The sequence below is a fragment of the Acidovorax sp. 35-64-16 genome (assembly GCF_002281195.1).
GTDB lineage: Bacteria > Pseudomonadota > Gammaproteobacteria > Burkholderiales > Burkholderiaceae_C > Acidovorax > Acidovorax defluvii.
In genome coordinates this window covers 393570-417469 of sequence record NZ_NCFM01000001.1, presented here as the reverse complement: position 1 = coordinate 417469, position 23900 = coordinate 393570, and the positions used below count along the sequence as shown (strand labels likewise).

Here is a 23900-nt window from a genome sequence, read left to right as displayed (position 1 = left end):
ATGGCCGCTGTCCATTAGTTCGTCTTGGCCACGTCGGTGCCGCCATCTGGCTTCCAGACCGTACCGATCGAAACACTCTTGAGTTTCTTCTGGCGCCCGTACCACAGATTCACCAGGCCGCGCGAGAAGAACACGGCCGAGAACATGCTGGTCAGGATGCCGATGCAATGCACCACGGCAAACCCGCGCACCGGACCCGAGCCAAACGCCAGCAGCGCCAGGCCAGCGATCAGCGTGGTCACGTTGGAGTCCAGAATGGTTGCCCAGGCGCGCTCGTAGCCTGTGTGGATGGCTGCCTGCGGGCTGACGCCCGCGCGCAGCTCTTCGCGGATGCGTTCGTTGATGAGCACATTGGAGTCAATGGCCACACCAATCGCCAGCGCCATGGCCGCAATGCCGGGCAGCGTCAGGGTGGCCTGCAGCATCGACAAAACGGCCAGCAGCAGCAGCACATTCATGCCCAATGCAATGCTGGAAAACACGCCAAAGAGCATGTAGTAGGCGCACATGAAAATCGCAATGGCGACCAGGCCCCACACCACGCTGTTCACACCACGCTCGATGTTGTCAGCGCCCAGGCTCGGGCCGATGGTGAATTCTTCGATGATTTCCATCGGTGCGGCCAGCGATCCGGCGCGCAGCAGCAGTGCGGTGTCGTTGGCCTCGGCCGTGGTCATGCGGCCGGAGATCTGCACGCGGCCACCGCCGATTTCACTGCGGATCACGGGGGCCGTGACCACCTCGCCCTTGCCCTTTTCAAACAACACGATGGCCATGCGTTTGCCGATGTTCTCGCGGGTGATGTCGCGGAAGATGCGCGAGCCCTTGGCATCGAGCGTGAGGTTGACGGTCGGTTCCTGGGTCTGACCGTCAAAGCCGGGCTGGGCATCGGTGAGGTTTTCGCCGGTCAGGATGACCTGCTTTTTCACGATGACGGGCTGGCCGCTGCGCTCCAGGTAGCGCTCGGAGCCAAACGGCACCGGGCCCCGGCCGGATTCTGCTGCGCGTGCTTCGGTGCCTTCGTCCACCAGTCGCACTTCCAGCGTGGCAGTGCGGCCCAGAATGTCCTTGGCCTTGGCGGTGTCCTGCACGCCGGGCAGCTGCACCACGATGCGATCCAGCCCTTGCTGCTGGATGACGGGCTCGGCCACGCCCAGCTCGTTGATACGGTTGTGCAGCGTCACGATGTTCTGCTTGAGCGCCTGCTCCTGCACGCGGCGCGTGGCCTCGGGCTTGATGGTAGCGCGCAGCCGGAACTCGTTGCCATCGGGCGTGCTGACGGTCTGCAGGTCGGCGAACTGGTCGGCGATCAGGTTGCGCGCCGCCGTCTGCGTGGCTTCGTCGCGCACCTTGATATCGATGTTCTGGCCATCGCGGCTGATGCCGCCATGGCGAATGCTCTTGTCACGCAGGGCGGTGCGAATGTCGCCCGCATAAGACTCGGCCTTCTTGGTCAGCGCGGCCTGCATGTCCACCTGCAGCATGAAGTGCACGCCGCCACGCAGGTCCAGCCCCAGGTACATGGGGCGCGCATGCAGGGCCGTAAGCCAGGCCGGCGAGCGCGACACCAGATTCAGGGCCACGATGTAGGAGGGATTCGCGGGGTCGGGCACCAGGGCCTTCTGGAGGGCGTCCCGGGCCTTGAGCTGGTTGTCGGGGGTGTCCAGGCGCGCGCGCACCGAGCCACCATCCAGCGTGACGAGGTCGGGCGTCAGGCCGGCGGACTTGAGCACTTCTTCCACCTGCTGCTGCACGGCCGCATCGACCTTGACGGTGGTCTTGACCGACGAAACCTGCACGGCAGGCGCTTCACCAAAAAAATTGGGCAGGGTGTACAAAACCCCCACCAGTAGCACGATCACCAGGATCGCATACTTCCAGACCGGATAACGGTTCATGATCGCGCTCTTATCTCACAGACAGCTTCAACGGGTGGCAGACGCAAGGCCTGCCACCGCCATGCATTGGACTTGCAAACTTACTTGACCGTGCCCTTGGGCAGCACCTGCGCCACGGCGCTGCGCTGGACCTGCACTTCCACACCGCTGGCAATTTCAACGTGCAGAAAACCTTCGGACAGGCGCGTGACCCGGCCGATGATGCCGCCGGCCGTAGCCACCTCATCGCCCTTGGCGATGGCGTCGATCATGGCGCGGTGTTCTTTCTGGCGCTTCATCTGAGGGCGGATCATGACGAAATACAGCACCACGAACATCAGCACCAGGGGCAACATGCCCGTGAGCGAGGACATCATGTCGCCGCCGCCAGTGGCAGCGGCGGGTGCGGTCTGGGCAATAGCAGAAGAAATAAACACGGACAGAACTCCACAAAGGATGGTCAAAACACACACAACCCACCACCGGCACGCAATACCCGCCGTGCCGTGGCGAAACGGATCATTGTATGCGGCCCCCTGCGCCGCGCCAAAGTACCAAGACCCAGGCCGGCGCCGGGTGTTTGCCGCGCAGGACCAATCGGCGTCCGGTCACCGGAAAAAACAGGTCAAATATGCCTCTAGCGCTTTATGAGTAAGCGTAAATAGCTATTATTTATATAGCAAACACACCCACGCGAATGCTGGCACTGCAGGCGAACCGTGGCACCTGCGCCACGGCTCAGGCCGCCTGGCGCCGGGGCTCGGCTGTCGGACTGCCACGCCACTGGGCCATCAGGCCGTCCCATTGGGCGCGCGCGGCCTTGAGGTGGCGCTCTTTCACGTGGCCATAGCCCCGGATGTTTTCGGGGATGCGCGCAATCTCCACCGCCAGCGCCAGCCGCTCGGGTGTCAGGCCGGCGAGCAGTTCCTCGATACAGGCGCGGTAATCCTGAATCAGCGCACGCTCCATCTGGCGCTCGGCCGTCTTGCCAAAGAGGTCCAGCGCGCCGCCGCGCAGGCCCTTGAGCCCGCCGAGCACGCCCAGGGCGCGCCGCAGCCAGGGGCCGAATGACTGCTTGACCAGCTCGCCCTTCTCGTTGCGCTTGGCCATGAGGGGTGGCGCCATGTGGTGCACGATTCGGTAGTCGCCCTCGAACATCGCGGCGATCTTGTCGGTGAAGGCCTTGTCGGTGTGCAGGCGGGCCACTTCGTATTCGTCTTTGTAGGCCATGAGTTTGAACAGATAGCGCGCCACGGCCTCGGCCAGGCGCGTGCTGCCGCCCAGCCGGGCCTCGGCGGCCTGCACTTTGTCGACGAAGGCGCGGTACTGCGCCGCATAGGCGGCATCCTGGTAGCCCGTGAGGAACTCCACCCGCTTGACCACCATCTCGGTCAACCCGGGCTTCTTGACGAACTCAATGACCTGGGCGGCGGCAAACAGTGACTGCACCGCCGCCAAGTCGTGCGCGCAGCGCCGGCCCCACTCAAAGGCTGCCTTGTTGTTGTCGATCTGCACGCCGTTGAGCTCCATGGCGCGCATCAGCGCGGCGTGTGACAGCGGCACGCGGCCCTTTTGCCAGGCAAAGCCCAGCAGCAAGGGGTTGGTGTAGATGCTGTCGCCCAGCAGCTGCACGGCCACCTGTTCGGCGTCAAAACTGCCCACCAGCTCCGCGCCCACCGCCGCCGTGACGGCGCTCTCGCAGTTGCCGCCCGGGAACTGCCAGTTGGGGTTGGTGACAAACGAGGCCGTTGGCGTGCCATGGGTGTTCAGTGCCACGAAGGTGCGGCCCGGCTGCATCACGGCCAGCGTGACCTTGTTCGCGGCCACGATGGAGTCGCAGCCGATCACCAGGTCGGCCTTGGCGGTATCGACCTTGGTGGTGTAGATGGCTTCCTGCCGGTTGGCGATCTGGATATGGCTCCAGGTGGCGCCACCCTTTTGCGCCAGGCCGCCCGCGTCCTGCGTGACCACGCCCTTGCCGTCCAGGTGCGCGGCCATGCCCAGCAACGAACCGATGGTGATGACACCCGTGCCGCCCACACCGCCAACCACGATGCCCCAGGCCTGCTCGGCCACGGGCAGCACCGGCTCGGGAAGGGGCGGCAGGCTGGAGAGGTCGCCCTTTTTCTCTTTATTTGGCTTCTTGAGCTTGCCGCCCTCGATGGTGACGAAGCTCGGGCAGAAGCCGTTGACGCAGGAGTAGTCCTTGTTGCAGGTACTCTGGTTGATGCGGCGTTTGCGGCCAAATTCCGTCTCGACCGGCTCGACGCTCAGGCAGTTGGACTTGACCGAACAGTCGCCACAGCCTTCGCACACCAGTTCGTTGATGATGACCGTCTTGTCGGGCGTGGCGAGCTTGCCGCGCTTCCTGCGGCGGCGCTTCTCGGTGGCACAGGTCTGGTCGTAGATCAGCACGGTGCAGCCCTTGACTTCGCGCAGCTCGCGCTGGATGCGGTCAAGTTCGTCGCGGTGGTGCACCGTCACGCCATCAGCCAGCGGCACGCCGTCGTACTTCTGGGGTTCATCGGTCACGATGACAATCTTCACAGCGCCTTCGGATTGGACGCTGTGCATGATCTGCAGCACCGAGTGCCCCTCGGGGCGCTCGCCGATCTGCTGGCCGCCGGTCATGGCCACGGCGTCGTTGTAGAGGATCTTGTAGGTGATGTTCACCCCGGCAGCAATGCTCTGGCGAATGGCCAGCAAGCCGCTGTGGAAGTAGGTGCCATCACCCAGGTTGGCGAACACATGCTTGTCCTCGGTGAACGGGAACTGCCCCACCCACGACACGCCCTCACCGCCCATCTGCGTGAAGGTGGAGGTGCTGCGGTCCATCCACACCGTCATGTAGTGGCAGCCGATGCCCGCCACGGCGCGGGAGCCCTCGGGCACGCGCGTGCTGGTGTTGTGTGGGCAGCCGCTACAAAACCACGGAGCGCGCTCGCCGGTGTCGGCCTTGAGCTCGGTCATGGCGCGTTCGCTGGCTTCAATGATGGCAAGGCGCGCGTCCATGCGGGCCACGATGTCTGCCGAGACACCGAGCTTCTTCAGCCGCTTGGCAATCGCCTTGGCGATGAGGGCGGGCGTGAGGTCGGCCTTGGCACGCAGCAGCCAGTTCTGGCTGGGGTTGGGCATGGACCACTCGCCACCCGAGATGTCGCCTTCAGGTTCGTCGAACTTGCCCAGCACATGCGGGCGCACATCGGCACGCCAGTTGTACAGCTCTTCTTTCAACTGGTATTCGATGACCTGGCGTTTCTCTTCCACCACCAGGATCTCCTGCAGCCCCTGGGCAAAACTGCGCGTGATGGTGGCTTCGAGCGGCCACACCACGTTGACCTTGTGCACCCGAATTCCCAGCTGGCGGCAAGTGTCGTCATCGAGCCCCAGGTCCACCAGCGCCTGGCGCGTGTCGTTATAGGCCTTGCCGCTGGCGATGATGCCGAAGCGGTCGTTCTGGCCCTCGATCACGTTGTAGTTGAGCTTGTTGGCGCGCACGTAGGCCAGGGCCGCGTACCACTTGTAGTCCATCAGGCGCGCCTCCTGCTCCAGCGGCGCGTCGGGCCAGCGGATGTGCAGGCCGCCCGGCGGCATGGCAAAGTCCTCGGGCATCACGATCTTCACGCGGTCGGGGTCGAGGCTCACACTGCAGGACGACTCCACTACCTCCTGGATGGTCTTCATGCCCGACCACACGCCTGAAAAACGGCTCATGGCGAAGGCGTGCAGGCCCATGTCGAGGATGTCCTGCACGCTGCTCGGAAAGAACACCGGCGTGCCGCAGGCCTTGAAAATGTGGTCACTCTGGTGCGGCGCGGTGCTGCTCTTGCTGATGTGGTCGTCACCCGCAATGGCGATCACGCCCCCGTGCTTGGCAGTGCCCGCCATGTTGGCGTGCTTGAACACGTCCGAGCAGCGGTCCACGCCCGGCCCCTTGCCATACCAGATGCCAAACACGCCGTCGTACTTCTTCTTGTCGGGGTACAGGTCGAGCTGCTGCGTGCCCCACACGGCCGTGGCGCCCAGTTCCTCGTTCACGCCGGGCTGGAAGACGATGTGGTTTTGGGCCAAGTGCTTCTTGGCCGCCCACAGCGCCTGGTCGTAGGTGCCCAGCGGGCTGCCCCGGTAGCCGCTGATGAAACCCGCCGTGTTCAGACCTGCCGCCGCGTCCCGCTGGCGCTGCAGCATGGGCAGGCGCACCAGGGCCTGCACGCCGCTCATGAAGGCGCGGCCTTCGCCCAGGGTGTATTTGTCTTCAAGGCTCACGGTTTCGAGGGCCTTGCGGATGTGTTCGGGCAATGGGGCGTTCATGGCTGATTCCAGTGGTGGGGCGCGCATCGCCGCCGCCTGGGGGGCGGTGGCGGGCAACGTCATGGGTGGCTGCGGGCAGTTTATGCACTGTGCCGCGCTATGTGCTTGCGTTTTCATGCCGCGTTTACCCTCGATTTAGAAAGGATCTTTCTTAGAATCGGTAAATCATGAATGATTTGGACAAATTCGACATCGCCATCCTGAGCGAGTTGCAAACCGACGCGCGCCTGACGAACGCCGAACTGGCCCAGCGCGTCGGCCTGTCGGCTGCGCCGTGCTGGCGCCGTGTGCGTGCGCTGGAGGAGCACGGCTTCATCAAGGGCTACCGCGCAGAGATCGACCGGCACAAGATTGGCCTGGGGGTACTGGCCTTTGTGCGGCTGGACGCCGACCGCAGCACCGGCAACCTGACCCGTGCCATGGAAGAGGCCATCCGCCAGATTCCGGAAGTGGTGACATGCCACTACATCAGCGGCACTGGCACCTTCGAGCTGCAGGTGGTGGCACGCGACCTGGACAGCTTTTCGCTGTTTGCGCGCGACGTGCTGCTGAACCTGCCGAATGTGAAAGACATGCACACCAGCTTTTCGCTGGGCGAGGTGAAGGCCAGCAGCGCCCTGCCGCTCACCCACCTGGCACGGCCGCGCCTGTAAATGCTATTTAATTCATAGCTTTCGGCGCTTTATGGATAAGCGCTAGAGCCTGTTTTTACCCATATTTTTTACTGTGCAAGTCATGGCCATGACCGGGTACGGGTCGCGCCAGGGTGCCGCTGCGCCGCGCGGCAAGCCGTCGCACAATCGGCGGACATGCCCCCATTGCCGTCCCACGAAAGCACGCGCAGCGTTGCACCCCCGCCCTTGCAGGACCCGTCCACGCAGAACCCTGGCACCCCGCCGCAGTCTGATGCGGCCGCAGACCGCGCCGCCCTCGCCCACGGCACAGAGACATCCGTGACCGCAAAGCTGGAAGAAGGCGCGCCGGCAGCCACCGCAGCCGTCTCCCTCTCGCCGCTGGCCCCCTTGTCTGTCCCCGTGTTCCGCATGCTCTGGCTGACCTGGGTGGCCGCCAACACCTGCATGTGGATGAACGACGTGGCGGCCGCCTGGCTCATGACCACGCTCACCACCTCGCCCATTCTGGTGGCGCTGGTGCAGTCGGCCTCCACGCTGCCGGTGTTTTTGCTGGGCCTGCCCAGTGGCGCGCTGGCCGACATACTGGACCGCCGCAGGTATTTCATTGCCACGCAGTTCTGGGTGGCGGCCGTGGCGCTGGTGCTGTGCGTGGCCATCCTGGCCGGCGGCATGACGGCGCCGCTGCTGCTGGCGCTCACCTTTGCCAACGGCATCGGCCTGGCCATGCGCTGGCCGGTGTTTGCCGCCATCGTGCCCGAGCTGGTCAGCCGCCCGCAGTTGCCTGCGGCCCTGGCGCTCAACGGCGTGGCCATGAACGCCTCGCGCATCATCGGCCCGCTGGTAGCTGGCGCCATCATCGCCAGCGCGGGCAGCGCCTGGGTGTTTGTGCTCAACGCGGTGCTGTCGGTCATCTCGGGTCTCGTCATCATGCGCTGGAAGCGCACCCATGTGCCCAGCCCGCTGGGGCGCGAAAAGCTGCCCAGCGCGATGCGGGTGGGCCTGCAGTTTGTGCGCCAGTCGCCACGCCTGCGGGCCGTGCTGTGGCGCATTGCCGTGTTTTTTCTGCACGCCACGGCGCTGATGGCCCTGCTGCCGCTGGTGGCCAGGGGGCTTGACGGCGGCGGCGCGGGCATGTTCACGCTGCTGCTGGCCAGCATGGGGGCGGGTGCCATCGTTGCCGCCATGTTCTTGCCGCGCCTGCGCCAGGCCATGGCGCGCGATGTGCTGGTGCTGCGCGGCACGCTGCTGCAGGCGGCCGCCATGGCGGTGATGGCCATTGCGCCCAATATCTATGTGGCCGTGCCGGCCATGGTGCTGGCGGGCATGGCCTGGATCACCACGGCCAATTCGCTCAGCGTGTCGGCCCAGCTGGCGTTGCCCAACTGGGTGCGCGCGCGCGGCATGTCCATCTTTCAGATGTCCATCATGGGTGCCACCGCGCTGGGCGCTGCCGTGTGGGGGCAGGTGGCCACGGTGACGTCGGTGCACCTGAGCCTGGCGCTGGCCGCGCTGACGGGCGTGATGGCCATGGCACTGGTGCAGCGCCTGGTGACCGATCGCCACATGGAAGAAGACCTGAGCCCCTCGCAGGCCTTCAAGGCACCGGTGACAACCACGCCGCCGCAGGCCGGACGCGTGGTGGTCACCATCGAATACACCATCGACCCGGCGCGCGCCGCAGAATTTCGCACCCTGATGCAGGAAAGCCGCCGCAGCCGCCTGCGCCAGGGGGCGCTGTCGTGCGATTTGCTGCACGACCTGGCCGATCCGGCGCGCTATGTGGAGCAGATCGTGGACGAGTCATGGACCGAGCACCTGCGCCGCTTTGACCGGGTGACCGCGTCCGATGTGGCACTGCGCGAGCGCAAGCTGGCCTTCCACCGAGGCGAATCGCCGCCCGCGGTGGTGCGCTACCTCGTGGAGCGCTGATCCTTCGGAGGCGTCCGTTTCCGCGCCATTGAATAGCTCCTTAAATAATAGCTATAAGCGCTTATGCAGCAAGCACTAGAGACTGTTTTGATATAAAAACAGCGTGTAATGCCAGGCAGTGGCAAGGCCCCGGTGTACCCCGCTCAACGCGGCCACAGGGCCCACAACCGCAGGCCCTGCTTGAGCCGCCCGGCCAGCTCGCCCGCTTCGGCACCCCAGCCGGCGAAATAGTCGGCCCGCACCGCGCCCACGATGGCGCTGCCGGTGTCCTGTGCCATCACCAGGCGCTGCATCGACACCTGCGGACCCGTGGAGGCCAGCCACACCGGCGTGCCATACGGAATGCTCTGGCGGTCCACGGCGATCGACCGGCCAGGCGTGAGCGGTACGCCCTGCGCGCCACGCGGGCCAAACTGAGCATCCAGCGGGCTCAAGGGCTCTTCGCGAAAGAACACGTAGCGCGGGTTGCTCCACAGCAACTCGTTGGTGCGCTGCGGGTTTTGCGCCAGCCAGGCGCGGATGCCGGGCCAGGTGGCATCGCGCGTTGCGCCTTGGTCCAGCAGCCAACGGCCCACGCTCTGATAGGGCTGGTCGTTGGTGCCCGCATAGGCTACCCGCGCGGTGGTAACGCGGCCGTCGGCCTCGGTGATCTGCAGGCGTCCCGAGCCCTGGATGTGCAACACCAGGGATTCGACCGGGTCGCGCAGCCAGGCAATCGCCCGCCCCTGCAGCGCCGCCTGCGCCTCGGGCAGGGTGTCGATCTGCTGGCGCGTGTACCAGGGCTTGCGGCTGCCGTGCCCGGCGGGCAGGCCGTAAACCGGCACGGTGTAGCCGTTGCCGGGCTGCCGGGCGGCGTCGATCATGGGCTCGTAGTAGCTGGTCAGCAGGCCCTCGGCGTTGCCGTCGGCAGCTTCAACGCGGTAGGGCTGCAGGCGCCGCACCATCCAGGCGCGCTGCTCGTCACCGCTGGCAATGCTGAGCTGGCGCACTTCGCTGCACAGGGGGGCAAAGGCAGGCGCCGGGCGCTCGCAGCCCTTGATCCAGGCATTCCAGGCCTCGTGCAACGCGTCGTCGGCAAAGCCCGGCAGCTCGGCCCAGCGCACCGCAATCCAGCGGCTCTTGGGCTGCGACATGGAGGACGGCAGCGGCCCGGTGTCGCCCGTCATGGCCGCTCCGGCGGTGGTCGGCGTCGGCGCGATGGCCCCTGGCTGCGCGGGGCTTGGCGTGGGTGGGGTGGAGCAGGCGGCCAGCGTTCCTACAATCAGCGCCGTCATCACAAGGCGCAGGAGTGTCAATTTCATGGGGCTGATTTTGCTTGAAGCGCTGCTGGCGCTGGTGGTGCTGGGGTTGATCGTTTGGTGGACGATGTTTTCCGGGCGCAAGGGCGGCGAGCTGAAGGCGCCGCCGCCGGACAAAAATACCGAACCGCCCACGCACTGAGGGCGGGCCCGACGTTTGCAAGGTTTCGTCCTACAAGGCGCCTGCCGACTGGCCTATACCCTTGTGAAGGCGTAGAGTGGACACTCCCGACTCAACATCGGATTTTCATTCCGTCCCATCATTTACAAGGAGCCTAGCCATGCGCAAATACCTCATTACCGGCGTTGCCGCCGTTGTCATTCTGGCCACCGGGTGTGCCGAAATGAGCGATACCCAGCGCCGCACCGCCACCGGCGCGGGCGTGGGTGCACTGGCAGGTGCCGTGCTCAGTTCGGCCACCGGCGGTCGCGCAGGTACGGGTGCCGTGGTGGGTGCGGGTGTGGGCGCACTGGGCACCTACATCTGGTCGCAAAACATGGAGCGCCAAAAGCGCGAGATGGAGCAGGCTACCCAGGGCACGGGCATTGCCGTGACGCAAACGCAAGACAACCAGCTCAAGCTGGACATCCCGAGCGACATTTCCTTTGCCGTGGGCCGCTCGGACATCCAGTCCAACTTCGCGCCAGTGCTTGACCGGTTTGCCGAAGGCTTGCGCAACAACCCGAACACCGACGTTCGCATCATCGGCCACACCGACAACACCGGCAGCGATGCCGTGAACAACCCGTTGTCGCTGGAGCGCGCTGCCAGCACGCGAAATTACCTTACGGGCCGTGGCGTCGACGGGCGCCGCATTGCAATCGAAGGCATGGGCGAACGCCAGCCCATTGCCACCAACGACACGGCACAAGGCCGCAGCCGCAACCGCCGGGTCGAAATTTATGTAGGTGAGCGCCCCCGCGGCTAAACCGTAAACCCTGCGCACCGCGCCCCTGCAGCTTCAGGGGCTGGCGCGCAGCAGGTTGGCCAGCTCCACCGCTGACTTCACCTGCATCTTGTCGAACACGCGTGCGCGGTGCACTTCGACGGTGCGCACGCTGATCTCCAGCTGGTCGGCAATCAGCTTGTTGGGCAAGCCGGCCACCACCAGGTCCATGACATCGCGCTCGGTCAGATCGTGCAGTCGCACCTGCAGACTACTGCGCTGGCGCAATTGCTCCAGGTGGGCGCCAGACTGCGCCAGCGCCTGCTCGATGCGATCGACCAGAGCGTTGTCGGAAAATGGTTTTTCGTAAAAGTCAAAAGCCCCGCGCTTGACCGCATCGACCGCCGTGGGAACGTCGGCATGGCCGGTCAGGAAGATCACGGGCATGGCGGCCAGTTCGCCCCGCGCCAGCAGCAGGTCGAACAGTGCCAGGCCGCTCATGCCCGGCATGCGCACATCCAGCAATAGACAGCAGGGTCGGCACGGTGCGGCTTGCGCCTTCAGCATCGCGTCAAAAGCTTCGGCGCTGTCAAACGACTCGCTGAGCAGTCGGCGTGAGCGCAGCAACCAGGCGAGCGCTTCGCGCACGCCAGCGTCGTCGTCCACGATGTACACAATGGCGTTGGATACGGGTTCCATCAGGGTGAGGCCGGTTGACAGACGGGCAAGGTGAAGGTGAATACCGTACCACGCGGCGCGTGGGGCTCGTAGGCAAGCACGCCACCGTGCTGCTCGACCACCGTGCGACACATGCTCAGACCCAGCCCCATGCCCTCGGCGCGCGTGGTGAAAAACGGCGTGAACAGCTGCTGCGCCACCTCGGGCGCAATGCCCACGCCGCAGTCCGTCACAGAAAACTCCAGCCAGCTGCTGTAGGCGTTGGACGCGCCCCGCCGCACCCGGATGTCCAGGATGCGCGGCTCGATGGCGGGGTCGTCCATCGCCTGCATGGCATTGCGGGCCAGGTTCAGCAGCACCTGCTCGACCATGGTGCGGTCGCACAGCGCATAAGGCAGCTGGGCTTCCACCGTGGTCTGCACGCGCACGCCCAGCTTGCGTGCCTGCAGGCTGATGAGCGGGAGGATGGCATCGAGCAGCTCCTGGGGCGGCACGGCTTCGCGCGTCTGGTCGCGGCGGCGCACAAAATCATGCACGCTCTTGATCACGCGCCCTGCGCGCTCGGCCTGCCGGGCAATGTGCTGCATCGCCATGCGCACATCCTGCAGGTCGCCCGCATGGGCGGTGCCGGGGGCGTTGGAATCGAGCAGGTTCAGCGACCCGGTGGCATAGCTGGATATGGCTGCCAGGGGCTGATTGAGTTCGTGGCTCAGCAGCGAGGCCATTTCGCCCACGGTGGCAAGTCGCGCCGTGGCCTGCAGGCGCTCTTGCGAGGCGCGCGAGAGTTCCTCGATGCGGCGCTGTTCGCTGATGTCCAGGAAGGCACTCATCCAACCGGTGTGCAGCCCGTAGGCATTGATCAGCGGGGCCTCGATGATCAGCACCGGAAACCGCGTGCCGTCCTTGCGCATGAAGACCGATTCGAAGCCCTCGCGCGGGGGCATGCCACCGGCAAAGCGCTTGGCCTGGCGCTGCCGGTATTCTTCGGAGAGTTCCGGCGGCCAGTAGGGTGCGGACGTGCTTTGCCCGAGCAGTTCTTGCGGGCTGAACCCCACCATGGCGCAGAACGCGGGGTTGACGTAGGTGATGCGCCCCTGCAGGTCGCGGGCGCGCAAACCGGTCACCAGAGAGTCTTCCATGGCCTTGCGAAAGGCCAGGGCGTCCGCCAGGTCACGCTCTGCGCGCAGCCTTCGGCGGTTGTCCCGCACCAGCACCACCATCACGGTCACCAAGGCAATCGACATGGCGGTGACCAGCGCAGTCAGCACGTTGGGGAAAAGGTTGGGGGCGCCGTGCCAGCGGTCCATGCGCAACACCAGCGTGGTGCCCGGCAGGTCGAGCAGCTGCTGTGCCGTGAACATGCGCGTGCCGCGCCGGGCGGCGCCCAGCACTGCCAGCCGGGTGCCATCTGCCTCGGTGAACGAGGCCTCCTGGCTGCGGGTCAGGTTGTGCCCTACCAGGTCCACCAGCATCTCCTGCAGGGCATAGGTGGCTACCAGAAAACCCGCGGGGCGCCCGGCATTGGTGAGGGGCAGGCACAGCTCCATCATCTCCGAGCCCAGACCGTCGCCATGGGGCTGAAAATAGCTGCCCGAATAGGCGGGTGCGCTCAGCCGGCGCGCGTTGGTGCAGGCCAGGGCCGCATCGGAATGCGATCCCTCCCGGCTGGCGTTGTCCCACGACACGGGACGGTAGGGCGTCTGGGCATAGGCGCGCAGACGCAGGTTGCCATCCCGCCACTCGATGCGTACCAGTTCACGGCGCTGGCGCAGCAGTTCGGCCGCATTGACTTCCCAGGCCAGCAGACCAGGGTCGCCCGCCTGAAGTGCCTGCAGACTCTGCACATTGCGCGAGAGCGCGGAGCGGATGTCGGAGCCCGCGTCGGCGGCATCCCGCTCCAGCCGGGACTGCACCTGGCTGGCTTCGTAGCGCCCGGCCAGCCATACCAGGGTGACCAGCATGGACACCACCAGGACCACCAGCAAGGTCCACAGCGACCACCGGCGCCATGCGCTGCGCCAGCGCTGCCAGGGAGTGCGATGACGCGGTGGCATCATCACAGGACGCGATGTTCCAGTGCGGGCAGTTGTGCGCGAACCTGGCGCACGCGCCCGGCATCGAGTTCGCCCAGCACCACGCCGGGGCCTTGCGCCAGTGCATTGACGATATCGCCCCAGGGATCGACCAGCATGCTGTGCCCCCATGTCTGGCGCCCGTTTTCATGCACTCCGCCCTGCGCGGGCGCCAGCACATAGGCCAGGTTTTCCACCGCGCGTGCACGCAACAGCAGTTCCCAGTGGGCCTGCCCGGTGGTGTGGGTGAAGGCGCTCGGCACCAGCAGCAGGTCGGCACCTGCTCGGGCATGCTGGCGATAGAGCTCGGGAAACCGCAGGTCGTAGCAAACGCTCAACCCGATGCGCCAGGTGTGGCCGCTGCGCGATGGCAGGTCAAACTGCACCGGCTCAGCCCCCGCCTCGATCACCCGGCCCTCGTCAAAATGTTCGCGCCCGTTGTCAAACCGGAAGAGGTGAATCTTGTCGTAACGGGCAGCGCATTCGCCCGACGGTGCATACACCAGTGTGGTGTTGCGCACGCGCGCCGGATCTGCGGTTTGCATGGGCAGCGTGCCGCCCACCACCCACAACTGAAGCTCCTGTGCAGCGCGGGCGAGAAACGCCTGTACAACGCCCTCGCCGGGGGTTTCGCGCAATGCCAGCTTGTCGGTGTCTCGCAGCCCCATGGCACAAAAGTACTCAGGCAGCACGGCCAGCTCGGCGCCTGCCTCTGCGGCCTGCTCCAGCAGGCGGCGGGCCATGGCCAGGTTGTCGCTGCGTTGCGTGCCAGAGACCATCTGCAAGGCTGCAACCTTCATGAGGGCTCTCCTGCGGACAAAGGCGGTGTGCCGGGCACTTGCGCAGCCCCCGAGGGCGAAGGGGCGCTGCCCGATTCCCGGCTGCGGCGGGGAATGCGCTCGATGTGCGGATCCGTCCAGGTGCCATCCACGTGAAACTCCTGGGTGGCGGCCTCTATCAGGGGGCCGCGCAGAAACACCTGGGCCAGAAAGCTGCCCAGTCCAACGACCGGGTTGATGGCCGTGGCCACCAGCGAGGCGGTCAGGGCGTTGATTTCCGGAACCACCACCACATGCAGATCCTGGGTTTCCTGGTCGATATCGGCACTGCCTTCCATCAGCACGGCTGCATTGACGCCCTTCATCTGCAGATTGTTGGTGATGGCAACACCCTGCTCAATGCGCACGTCGCCGCGCACAAAGTCGAACGCGAACCCCGCGCTGAACACATCGCGGAAATCCAGGGTCAGGCGCCGCGGCAGGGATTGCAGGCTCAGCACACCGAGCAGCTTGGCCAGCCCCGGATCTGCCTTGAGGAACTGGCCCGATTCCACGTTCAGATTGATCTGCCCGCTCATGGAGCGGTAGTCCGGGCTCATGGGCGCGCCCATCCACGCCACCTGTCCCTGCATGCGCCCTTTGCCGCGGCGCACCACATTTTCCATGCCAAAACGGGCAAGCAGGTCGCCCGAGTCGCGGATGTCCAGCTGGAAGTTCATCACCGTGCGGCGGCGCATCGATTTTTCGCTGCCAGCCAGCAGCGCCCAATTGCCCGTGCCGGTGAAGGTGGCTTCGGGGGCCACGATGTTGAACTTGCTCAGCCGCCACTCGCGCTGGACCGTCTCGCCGCCCCGGTTTTGCGCTTCGATTTCCACTCGCCCTAGTTTGCGATCACGCAGTTCGAAATCGTCCACCACGATGTCCAGTGCGGGAAGGGTACCGGGCTGCTCGTCCAGCAGGGTCTCAAACTGCGTGGCGGCACTCTGGGGCAGTTTCATGCGCGCCAGACGGGCAAACAGACGGCCCGACGGGTTGTCGCGGGTACCTGCCTGCCGGTATTCGACATAGCCATTGAGTTCGCTGGCGTCCAGGTTGGCACGCCAGGTGGAACCGTCGCGCGAGCCCCCCACCACAACGTTGTGCAATGTGCGCCCCTGCACGGTGAGCGCCTGGGCACGCACGGCAACGGCGGTGGGCAGATAGTCTTGCGCCACGCCCGCCGTCGTGCGGTCTGGCCCGACAGCGACGGCGGAGGCGGCAGGGGCTGCTTCGGCGATGGCGGCCTGTGTCAACACCTTTTCCCAGGCATCCACATCCATCTGCTCTGCACGAATGTTCGCCGCCACGCCGTCCACCGGCATGGGCGCGACCTCCCCCACGCCAAGACCGATGCCGATGGCGCCGCGCAACACGCGCGTCTGGTTGCCCTGGTGCTCGCGCTGAAAGCTGGCCGATCCCAGCGATCCGAGGTCCAGTGTCATCTGGTCGCGCAAGGGCGGGGGGGCCGCACCTGCGGGCACCGCGGCCAGGGACTCCTGGGCGACCCGGGTTTCAAAGCGCACCGGCAGGAGTGCGTCGGCGGTCTTGGCCAGCGGCGCGGGCAGCGCGAGCCCCAGTCCCTGCAAGTTGGTGGCAACCAGGATCTCGGGGACACCCCTGCGAAACGCCAGCGCCAGCGTGTAGGGCGTGCTGCCCGTGGCGCTGCGGGCCAGCTGCGAAAGCATGCCCAGTTGCCGTGCCTGCTGAAGCCCCTCGGCGGTGGCCGTGCCTTGCGCCCGCAGTTGTATGGCGGACTCGACGGGACCGGCACCGGAGGGCAGGGCGCGCATTCCGCCCTCCAGGCGCAGGTCGCCCCCCAGCGCGCGCGCCTGCACGCCGTTCACCGAAAAACCGGTGTCGGTAAATTGCACAGTGCCGCGGGCGCGTGACAGCGGGGGCGTTTCCGGGGTGATATGCACATCGTTGCCCGCAAGCACCACGCTGCCCTGCACTTTCGATTTTTCGATATCGTTGATCGGCAGGCTCAATCGCAGTTGCAAATCGGCATTGCCCGTGCCGCTGGCTTGGTCCAGGGCCTGACCCGTCATGCGCGCAAGCGGGGAGGTGCGCATGATGGTCAGCAGCTCGGTCAGCGGCCCGCGCGCATCGGCATTGACCGCTACCACGGTGTGGGACAGGTCGGGAATCTGCGCCTCCACCTTGGCCAGCCGCACGCCCGGCGTGCCGGCAAAGCCGCCGGTAGCGCCGCGCACCTGCATGGACGAGCGCTCGAAAATCAGCTCACCCGCCAGTTGCGTCAACGCCGGCCAGGGCAGCGCGCCGGTGGGCTGCAACCGGGGCGGAACATAGGCGTACGTCACGTCCCTGACGCGGGCTGCAATGCGGAAATCTCCCTGGCTGGGGTCATTGAAGGGCAGGTCGCGCAGATCACCCTTCACCCGAAACTGCACGTCGCTGGCACTGCCGCTCAGGATGGCGTCGCGCACATAGTGGCGCGATTCGGCCGGAAGGGACAGTGGGAGATAACGGTGCACGCGGGTTCCGTCGGCACGCACCAGCGTTCCCGCAAGGTCCATCACACCGGGAAAGCGCGAAAAACGGGGGCCCTGGCCGGCGTCGCTGGTGCGCCAGCTGGCGCGCAATTCGCCCTGCGCATCCGCGTTGGAAAACCGGACATTGCTGGCCTGTACCGCCAGGCGTGGCCCATCCACCTGCCAGCGCACCTCTGCGCTCAGCTGGTCCAGCGGCAGGACAGGTTCTTCAAAAACCCCCGGCAAGACCAGCCCCCCCGACGCGATGGCCAGGCTGGCTTTGCCACCGGCCTGGGTCATTTCGACGTCCACACTCGCACCGCTCAGGCCGGGAAGCGTGTTGCCCGCCTCCCGCGCCCCGGCAGCCAGGGCCAGCCCCGTCACCTTGCCGCGCACTTGGTATTGCTGCAGCGTCTCCAGCGGGCCGCGCCAGGTGGCATGCACCTCATTGACCAGGCCCTGGGGGGTGTAGGTTTGTAGTGCGCTGTGGGCCGCCGCCCCCAGTGGCAGACGGCTGCCGATCTGGGCCAGCGCGGCAAGGTCCAGGCGGTCCGCTCGCAGGTCGCCCTGGGCGGGCGCCTTGCCTGCAGCACCCGTGTGCTGCAGGCGCAGGTTCCCGCCGGGCCACACCAGGCCATCGTCGGTTTGAAACTGCAACCCCTGGGTGTAGAACTCGAAGCCGCCTGCCAGCCGCCGGCCACCCATCCGCCCCTGAATGGACGGCAGCACCAGGGCCTTGAGTTGCGGGCCCAGCGTGGCGTTGACTTCCGTCAGTGCCAGGTCGGCCGTGCCGCCCACGATCTGGCCACGCTGCACGTCGGCCCATGCGCGCACGGCGCCCCGGCCTTGCGCCACCTCCACACCCAGGTCGGCATGGTGGCGCAGCCGGGAGACATCCACACGCGAGAAATCGGCAAACAGCTGGCCGCTCCAGTGCTGCCAGTTGCCGTCGCGTGCACGCAGCAGTGGCGCACGAAACCGCCCGGTCAGCGTGAACCGGTCGCCCCAAGTCGGCGGCGGTGTGGCCGCAAAGTGCATGTTGTGTTGCCAGCTGCCATTACGCAACAGCACATCAACATTTTCCAGCGCCAGTTCGGGGGCACCGCGCAATTCGTCGGTCCAGCGCAGCCTGCCACCCTTGACGACGACTTCGCCCTGGGAGAAAAGCCAGTCTGCTGCTGCATTGTTCTCGCCCGCGGTCTCAGAAAAGGTGAGGCCCGCCACCGCAATGCGGCCGTCGGCCTGTCTGCGGATATCCAGATCGGGGTGTTCGATGTAAAGCTGCTCAAAACCCCAGTTCAGCAGCGAGCGCGGGGAAGGTGCCACCACCACGCGCGGCAGCAGCAGCGCAACCCGCCCCTGGGCATCCAGCAGCGCGACATCCAGAAGCTCAATGGTGGGGATCAGCCCCTCAGACCGCGCCGAGATGGCCCCGATGCGCACAGGCAACCCCAGCGCCCGTGCGGCCTGCGCCTCCAGTTGCGGGCGAAATTCACCAATACGCGGCACAATCCAGCCATGCAGTGCCCCCCACGCGACGGCCAGCAGCAGCCACAAGGCCAGCAGGCATCCCAGCGACCATCGCGCCAACCCGGCGACGAAGCGCAGCAGGCGTGTGGGGCGATTTAATGGTTCGATCATTGACGGGGTTGAATGTGGCAGGAATTATGACCCGCGACCAAAGGGTGGGTTCAGTCAAAACCGGTGTCCTTATGTATATGGCAACTTGCCGCTCCCTCTGCCATGACCCATTCTCCCGCTGAGCCCTCCGGCACTTGCGCCCCCCCGATCGGTGAGGCCGGGTATTCGCGGTTTTTTCAGCGCCTGCAACGCCGGTACGCGCAAGACCTGGTCTTGCTGCCGCCCGGTGCGCCGGACAAAGCGGCGATGACGCAGGCGTTTGCCGCACTACAGGCACGAGGATCCGACACCGCCACCGCCTTGCGCGTCCTGCGCCAACTGGTCATGGAGCGGCTCATCCGGCTCGATTGCGATGCCCAGGCCCCGTTGTCAGACATTACCCGCGCGGTCACCGAACTGGCAGAGTTCGCGCTGGACCAGTCGTGCCTTCACGCCCGCCGCGAGCTGGACAGCCGCCACGGCGCACCGCTCTCGCCCGACGGACAGCCCGTGCCCCTGTGGGTGATCGGCATGGGCAAGCTCGGTGCGCGCGAGCTCAATGTGTCCAGCGACATCGACCTGATCTATGTGTATGCACAGGACGGAGAAACGGCCGGCAACCCCGAGGGGCGCGGCCGCATTTCCAACCATGAGTACTTTGCCCATGCGGTGAAGATCATCTACAGCCTGGTCGGCGACACCACCGAACATGGTTTTGTCTTCCGGGTGGACCTGGCCCTGCGGCCCCATGGCAATTCCGGCCCCGCAGCGGTGTCGCTGGCGGCGCTGGAGGAATACCTGCAGGTACAGGGCCGCGAATGGGAGCGTTTTGCCTGGCTCAAGAGCCGGGTGGTGGCGCCGCAAAGCGCTATCGGCAGCGCAGAAGTGCTGGCGCTGCGCAGCGTGGTGCTGCCGTTCGTGTTCCGCCGTTATCTGGACTACAGCGTGTTTGACGCGCTGCGCACCTTGCACCGGCAGATCCGCGAGCACGCCGCCAAGCGCAGCGCCGGACATCCGGAGCGCGCTAACGATGTGAAGCTGTCGCGCGGCGGCATCCGCGAAATCGAGTTCACCGTGCAACTGCTGCAGGTGGTGCGCGGCGGGCAGTTCCCCGAATTGCGTCGCCGGCCCACGCTGGATGCGCTGCAACGCCTCGTCCAGGCGGGGCTCATGCCCCAGGAGACGGCCGATGCACTGGCGCGGGCGTATGTGTTTTTGCGCCGTGTGGAGCACCGTATCCAGTACCTCGACGACCAGCAGACCCATGTGCTGCCCACGTGCGATGACGACCTGGCCTGGATTGCCCGCACCATGGGCCACACCGACTGCTGCGGTTTTCTGCATGCGCTCGATGCCCATCGTGAACTGGTGGCGCAAGAGTTCGACACCCTGCTGGGCGGCAATGGCAAAAAGGAATGCAACGGCGGTGGATGCGGCGGGCCGCGCGCAGTTGCCGCACCTCCGCCCGAGCTGGAAGGCTTGCTAGAACAGCTGCCTCCCGGCTTTCGCGAGCGCGTGGCCGAGTGGCGCACGCACCCCCGCGTGACGGCGCTGCGCGACGAAGCACGCGCTCGGCTGTTCCGGCTGATCCAGCGCACGGCGCAGTGGCTGGGCGAAGGCCGCGTCACCGAAGAAGCAGCCGTGCGCCTCGTGAACTGGCTCGAACCCCTGCTGCGCCGCGAAAGTTATCTGGCCTTGTTGCTGGAACGCCCCTCGGTGCACGAGCAGCTGCTGCACCTTCTGGGCGCAGCTCGGTGGCCCGCACGCTACCTGTTGCAACACCCCGGCGTCATCGATGAACTGGTAGGCGACGCGCTGCTGGCCGAGCGCTTTGTGGTGGCCGATTTCGAACGCGAGCTCACCCTGCGACTGGCCGCGCTGCGGTCCACCGGCGAGGACGACGACGAAACCCTGCTGAACCTGCTGCGCCGCGCTCAGCACGCGGAAACCTTTCGCACGCTGGCACGCGACGTGGAGCACCGGATCACGGTCGAACAGGTGGCCGACGACCTCAGCGCCCTGGCCGACAGCGTGCTGCGCATCTCTGCACAGTGGTGCTGGAGCCGCCTCAAGAACCGGCACCGCGAAACACCGCAATTTGCCATCATTGGCTACGGCAAGCTGGGGGGCAAGGAGCTGGGTTATGGCAGCGACCTCGACATCGTTTTCGTGTTTGACGATGACGATGAACGCGCCCCCGAGATCTATGCGGCGTTTGTGCGCAAGCTGATCAACTGGCTCACCGTGAAGACCGGCGAGGGCGATCTGTACGAAATCGACACTGCCCTGCGCCCCAATGGCAGCTCCGGCCTGCTGGTCACCAGTTTCGATGCCTACGCGGCCTACCAGCAGCAACGCGGCAGCAACACGGCATGGACCTGGGAACACCAGGCGATGACGCGGGCGCGCTTTGTTTTGGGCAGTGCGGCCCTGCAGGCGCGGTTTGATGCGGTGCGAGAGGCTGTGATCACCTCGCCGCGAGACCCTGCGGCGCTGCGTGCGGAGATTGTGGCCATGCGTGAGCGCGTGCGCTCTGCCCACCGCACACGCGACGGGCAGTTTGATGTGAAACACAGCCCGGGCGGCATGGTGGATGCCGAATTTGCCGTGCAATACCTGGTGCTGGCGAATTCCGCAAGCCATCCGGAACTGGTGGGCAACGTGGGCAACATCGCGCTGCTGCAACGTGCCGAGCAGGTGGGCTTGTTGCCTGCCGGTGTGGGCCACGCGGCGGCTGACGCCTACCGCGAGCTGCGCCGCGTGCAGCACCGTGCACGGCTCGATGAAGTGCCCACCGAGGTAACGCCACCGGCATTGCAGGCAGAACAACATGCTGTGCTGGACCTCTGGCACGCGGTTTTTGGCGAGAACTCCGCAGTTTCCGCAAAGGCGTGAGCTTCTCACTCTTTGGGCCGTGAGAAGCTCACGCGTGACGGCCAGCGACGCGTGGCAATTTACGGGGGTGGTGCTCCCCTGGATTCGCGCGCTGCGCAGGCCGGGCAGGGCATTCGCCGGGGGCCTTTCTGCAGGCGATGCCAAGGCGAGGGCAGACCGGGGTGAGGGCTCCGGCCCGCATATCGGCCCGTTGAACAGCGCTCCGGTGACCGGGGGTTGTTCCCACTTGCCTGCGGGCATGATTGTTAGATAATGTAACGAGCACCATGAACCTTGTTGCACTGAACATCGACAGCATCCAGTTGGGTCACCCGTTGCCATTTGTGCTGCGCGGTGCGGATGGAACGTTGCTGGCACAAAAGGGCTATGTCATTCGCACCCGCGCCGAGCTGGATTCGCTGGTGTCGCGCGGCTTGAAGCTGTGCGTGGACACAGATGAGTCGGGCGAAAGCCACCGCGCGTATCTGGCACAGCTGCAAAAAATGCTGATGTCCGACACCTCCCTGGGGCAGATTGCCGCGATGACGATGCAGGCAGGTGCGCAGGCAGGCCGGGAGCGCGGTGGCAAGTATGTGCCGGACTGGTCGGAATTGCAGTTGCGCGCCACCCAGTTGCTGCGCTCACCGCTGGCTGTCGATTTCGAAGGCCGTTTTCAATCCTTGCACAGCGAGCTGGCCCGCAACTGCGAGCAAACGCCCGATGCCACGCTGCTGGCCCTGATCTATCTTTCGGCACAGGAAACCCGCATGTACAGCGCCACCCACGCCATGTTGGTGGGTTGCGTCTGCATGGTGGTGGCCCGTGAAATGCTGCGCTGGCCCGATGCGCGGGTACTGCAAGTGGGCAGCGCGGCGCTCACCATGAACATCGCGATGACCGAGTTGCAGGACCAGCTGGCCCAGCAATCGCAGCCGCTCACGTCCCAGCAGATCGTGGCCGTGGAAGACCATGCCAGTCGGTCAGAGCAGTTGCTTCGGCGCCTGGGGGTGGCCGACCCCGTGTGGCTGGAGGCAGTGCTATGCCACCACCACCGCTCGCCCGGCCCACTGGCGAAGAAGTCCGAGGCCCAGCAAATGGCGCGGCTGGTGCAGCGCGCCGACATCTTTGGTGCGCGACTGGCGCCCCGCGTGGCACGTTCGCCCATGCCAGTTACGGCCGCCATGCAGGCCAGCTACTACGACGAAGAGCACCGCGTGGACGAGGCCGGCGCCGCGCTGGTGAAGACGCTGGGCGTCTATCCACCCGGGGCCTTTGTCCGGCTGGCCACCCAGGAAGTGGCGGTGGTGCTCCGCCGGGGCGCAACGGCCACAACGCCCCGCGTGGCGGTGGTGATGAACCGCGACGGAATGCCCACGGGCGAGATGATTCCACGCGATACCTCGCAAGCTGCCTGGAAGATCACCGGCGTGGTGGCCTACCGGGATATCCGGGTGCAACTCCCCCTGGACCGCTTGCTGGCACTGGTGTAGCCCACCGTGCAGGGGCCCTTTCCTGTGCGCCCCGTTCTCAGCCCCTTACCGGAAAACGTCACACCACGTGCGCGCGCACGGCCGCGGTTCGCCCACGCCGCCCCTCTGGCGCATTCCTCGCCGCTTTGGCGTCGTGAATCCCGTCTCGATGTGACTCCACTGCGCGGCAGCGCAGGCCCCACAAAAACAGCGTGGGCAAAAAATCCACGGCAATGGCACCCCGGCCACGCATACTATTTGGTATAAATAAATACCAAACGGGGCAATTTGTGATGAAATAGTCAAACCATCAGGAAATCGACCATGAAACCCGCTATGAAATCCCTCTCTCGCCTTTCCATGGCCCTTCGCATTGCGGGCGTGGCCGGGTTGATGCTGACCGGTGGTGCGGCTTACGCTGGCGAGGTGCAGGCCTGCCCGGCAACACTGCAGCACACCTTTGACCGGCTGCAGGACGAAAAGCCGCAGTCGCTGTGCCAGTACAGCGGCAAGGTGGTGCTGATCGTCAACACCGCCAGCTACTGCGGCTTCACAGGCCAGTACAAGGGGCTGGAAGATCTGTATGCCCGCTACAAGGACAAGGGGCTGGTGGTGCTCGGGTTCCCATCCAACGATTTCTCCCAGGAAAGCAGCAGCAATCAGCAGATTGCCGACTTCTGCGAGAACACCTTTGGCGTGAAATTTCCGATGTTTGCCAAAAGCAGCGTCAAGGGCCCAGAGGCCTCGCCTTTGTACCGCCAGCTCGCGCAGTTGTCGGGCACGGGGCCACGCTGGAATTTCCACAAATACCTTTTGGGGCGCAACGGCCAGCTGGTGGACAGCTATTCGAGCCTGACGGCGCCCGACAGCAAGGGCCTGGTGCGCGCCATCGAACAGCAGCTGGCAGCAACCCAACCCAAGTGATTTCCATGACCTCGTT

At 65.7% G+C, this 23900-nt stretch carries 15 protein-coding genes; 7 read left to right on the top strand and 8 right to left on the bottom strand.

Annotation, left to right across the window (positions count from 1 at the left end):
- Positions 1-14: 14 nt before the first annotated feature.
- The 3 genes from secD to B7Y64_RS01900 all read right to left on the bottom strand — a co-directional run bounded on the left by secD (position 15) and on the right by B7Y64_RS01900 (position 6188).
- The gene (gene secD, locus B7Y64_RS01910) at positions 15-1898 is read right to left on the bottom strand and encodes a protein translocase subunit SecD (protein ID WP_291324339.1); all 1884 of its coding nucleotides are present in this window, start codon (positions 1896-1898) and stop codon (positions 15-17) included.
- Between the two features lie 80 nt (positions 1899-1978).
- Entirely contained in the window at positions 1979-2314 is a 336-nt protein-coding gene (gene yajC / locus B7Y64_RS01905; RefSeq protein WP_024813352.1) for a preprotein translocase subunit YajC, read from the bottom strand.
- A 301-nt stretch (positions 2315-2615) separates the two neighbouring features.
- Complete coding sequence (locus tag B7Y64_RS01900) at positions 2616-6188, bottom strand: indolepyruvate ferredoxin oxidoreductase family protein (RefSeq protein WP_291324338.1); 3573 nt, start codon at positions 6186-6188, stop codon at positions 2616-2618.
- Between the two features lie 167 nt (positions 6189-6355).
- Here B7Y64_RS01900 and B7Y64_RS01895 point away from each other — a divergent pair, with 167 nt between their 5' ends.
- Both B7Y64_RS01895 and B7Y64_RS01890 read left to right on the top strand, forming a co-directional pair.
- Positions 6356-6841: an Lrp/AsnC family transcriptional regulator gene (locus B7Y64_RS01895; protein WP_024813354.1), complete on the top strand. Its 486-nt coding sequence runs from the start codon at positions 6356-6358 to the stop codon at positions 6839-6841.
- Between the two features lie 156 nt (positions 6842-6997).
- Positions 6998-8752, top strand: coding sequence for an MFS transporter (locus tag B7Y64_RS01890; protein ID WP_024813355.1), 1755 nt, complete (start codon positions 6998-7000; stop codon positions 8750-8752).
- Between the two features lie 143 nt (positions 8753-8895).
- Here B7Y64_RS01890 and B7Y64_RS01885 read toward each other — a convergent pair whose 3' ends face one another.
- A complete protein-coding gene (locus B7Y64_RS01885; RefSeq protein WP_111867690.1) occupies positions 8896-10119 on the bottom strand; it encodes an MltA domain-containing protein in 1224 nt (407 codons plus the stop codon).
- Here B7Y64_RS01885 and B7Y64_RS01880 point away from each other — a divergent pair.
- Positions 10052-10192: a hypothetical protein gene (locus B7Y64_RS01880; RefSeq protein ID WP_162150969.1), complete on the top strand. Its 141-nt coding sequence runs from the start codon at positions 10052-10054 to the stop codon at positions 10190-10192. The genes B7Y64_RS01885 and B7Y64_RS01880 overlap by 68 nt on opposite strands.
- A gap of 139 nt (positions 10193-10331) precedes the next feature.
- Positions 10332-10979 carry an OmpA family protein gene (locus B7Y64_RS01875; RefSeq protein ID WP_024813357.1) on the top strand — a complete coding sequence of 216 codons (648 nt, stop codon included), beginning with the start codon at positions 10332-10334 and terminating at the stop codon, positions 10977-10979.
- A gap of 33 nt (positions 10980-11012) precedes the next feature.
- Here B7Y64_RS01875 and B7Y64_RS01870 read toward each other — a convergent pair whose 3' ends face one another.
- Genes B7Y64_RS01870 through B7Y64_RS01855 form a run of 4 tightly spaced genes read right to left on the bottom strand, consistent with a single transcriptional unit; the run spans position 11013 to position 18638 of the window.
- The gene (locus B7Y64_RS01870; protein WP_291324337.1) at positions 11013-11636 is read right to left on the bottom strand and encodes a response regulator; all 624 of its coding nucleotides are present in this window, start codon (positions 11634-11636) and stop codon (positions 11013-11015) included.
- Complete coding sequence (locus B7Y64_RS01865) at positions 11636-13672, bottom strand: ATP-binding protein (RefSeq protein ID WP_291324336.1); 2037 nt, start codon at positions 13670-13672, stop codon at positions 11636-11638. Before B7Y64_RS01865 ends, B7Y64_RS01870 begins: the two co-directional genes overlap by 1 nt.
- Complete coding sequence (locus tag B7Y64_RS01860; RefSeq protein WP_024813360.1) at positions 13672-14487, bottom strand: carbon-nitrogen hydrolase family protein; 816 nt, start codon at positions 14485-14487, stop codon at positions 13672-13674. The genes B7Y64_RS01865 and B7Y64_RS01860 overlap by 1 nt, the downstream gene beginning before the upstream one ends.
- Positions 14484-18638 (bottom strand): YhdP family protein, encoded by a 4155-nt coding sequence (locus B7Y64_RS01855; RefSeq protein WP_291324335.1) that lies wholly within the window; start codon positions 18636-18638, stop codon positions 14484-14486. Before B7Y64_RS01855 ends, B7Y64_RS01860 begins: the two co-directional genes overlap by 4 nt.
- A gap of 102 nt (positions 18639-18740) precedes the next feature.
- On the opposite strand from B7Y64_RS01855, the gene glnE reads away from it, so the two are divergent.
- From glnE to B7Y64_RS01840, 3 genes are all read left to right on the top strand, one after another.
- Positions 18741-21512 (top strand): bifunctional [glutamate--ammonia ligase]-adenylyl-L-tyrosine phosphorylase/[glutamate--ammonia-ligase] adenylyltransferase, encoded by a 2772-nt coding sequence (gene glnE, locus B7Y64_RS01850; protein WP_291328246.1) that lies wholly within the window; start codon positions 18741-18743, stop codon positions 21510-21512.
- A 266-nt stretch (positions 21513-21778) separates the two neighbouring features.
- Positions 21779-22981: an HD-GYP domain-containing protein gene (locus B7Y64_RS01845; RefSeq protein ID WP_111867628.1), complete on the top strand. Its 1203-nt coding sequence runs from the start codon at positions 21779-21781 to the stop codon at positions 22979-22981.
- Positions 22982-23353: 372 nt separating this feature from the next.
- The gene (locus B7Y64_RS01840) at positions 23354-23884 is read left to right on the top strand and encodes a glutathione peroxidase (protein ID WP_291326043.1); all 531 of its coding nucleotides are present in this window, start codon (positions 23354-23356) and stop codon (positions 23882-23884) included.
- The last annotated feature ends 16 nt before the right edge of the window (positions 23885-23900 follow it).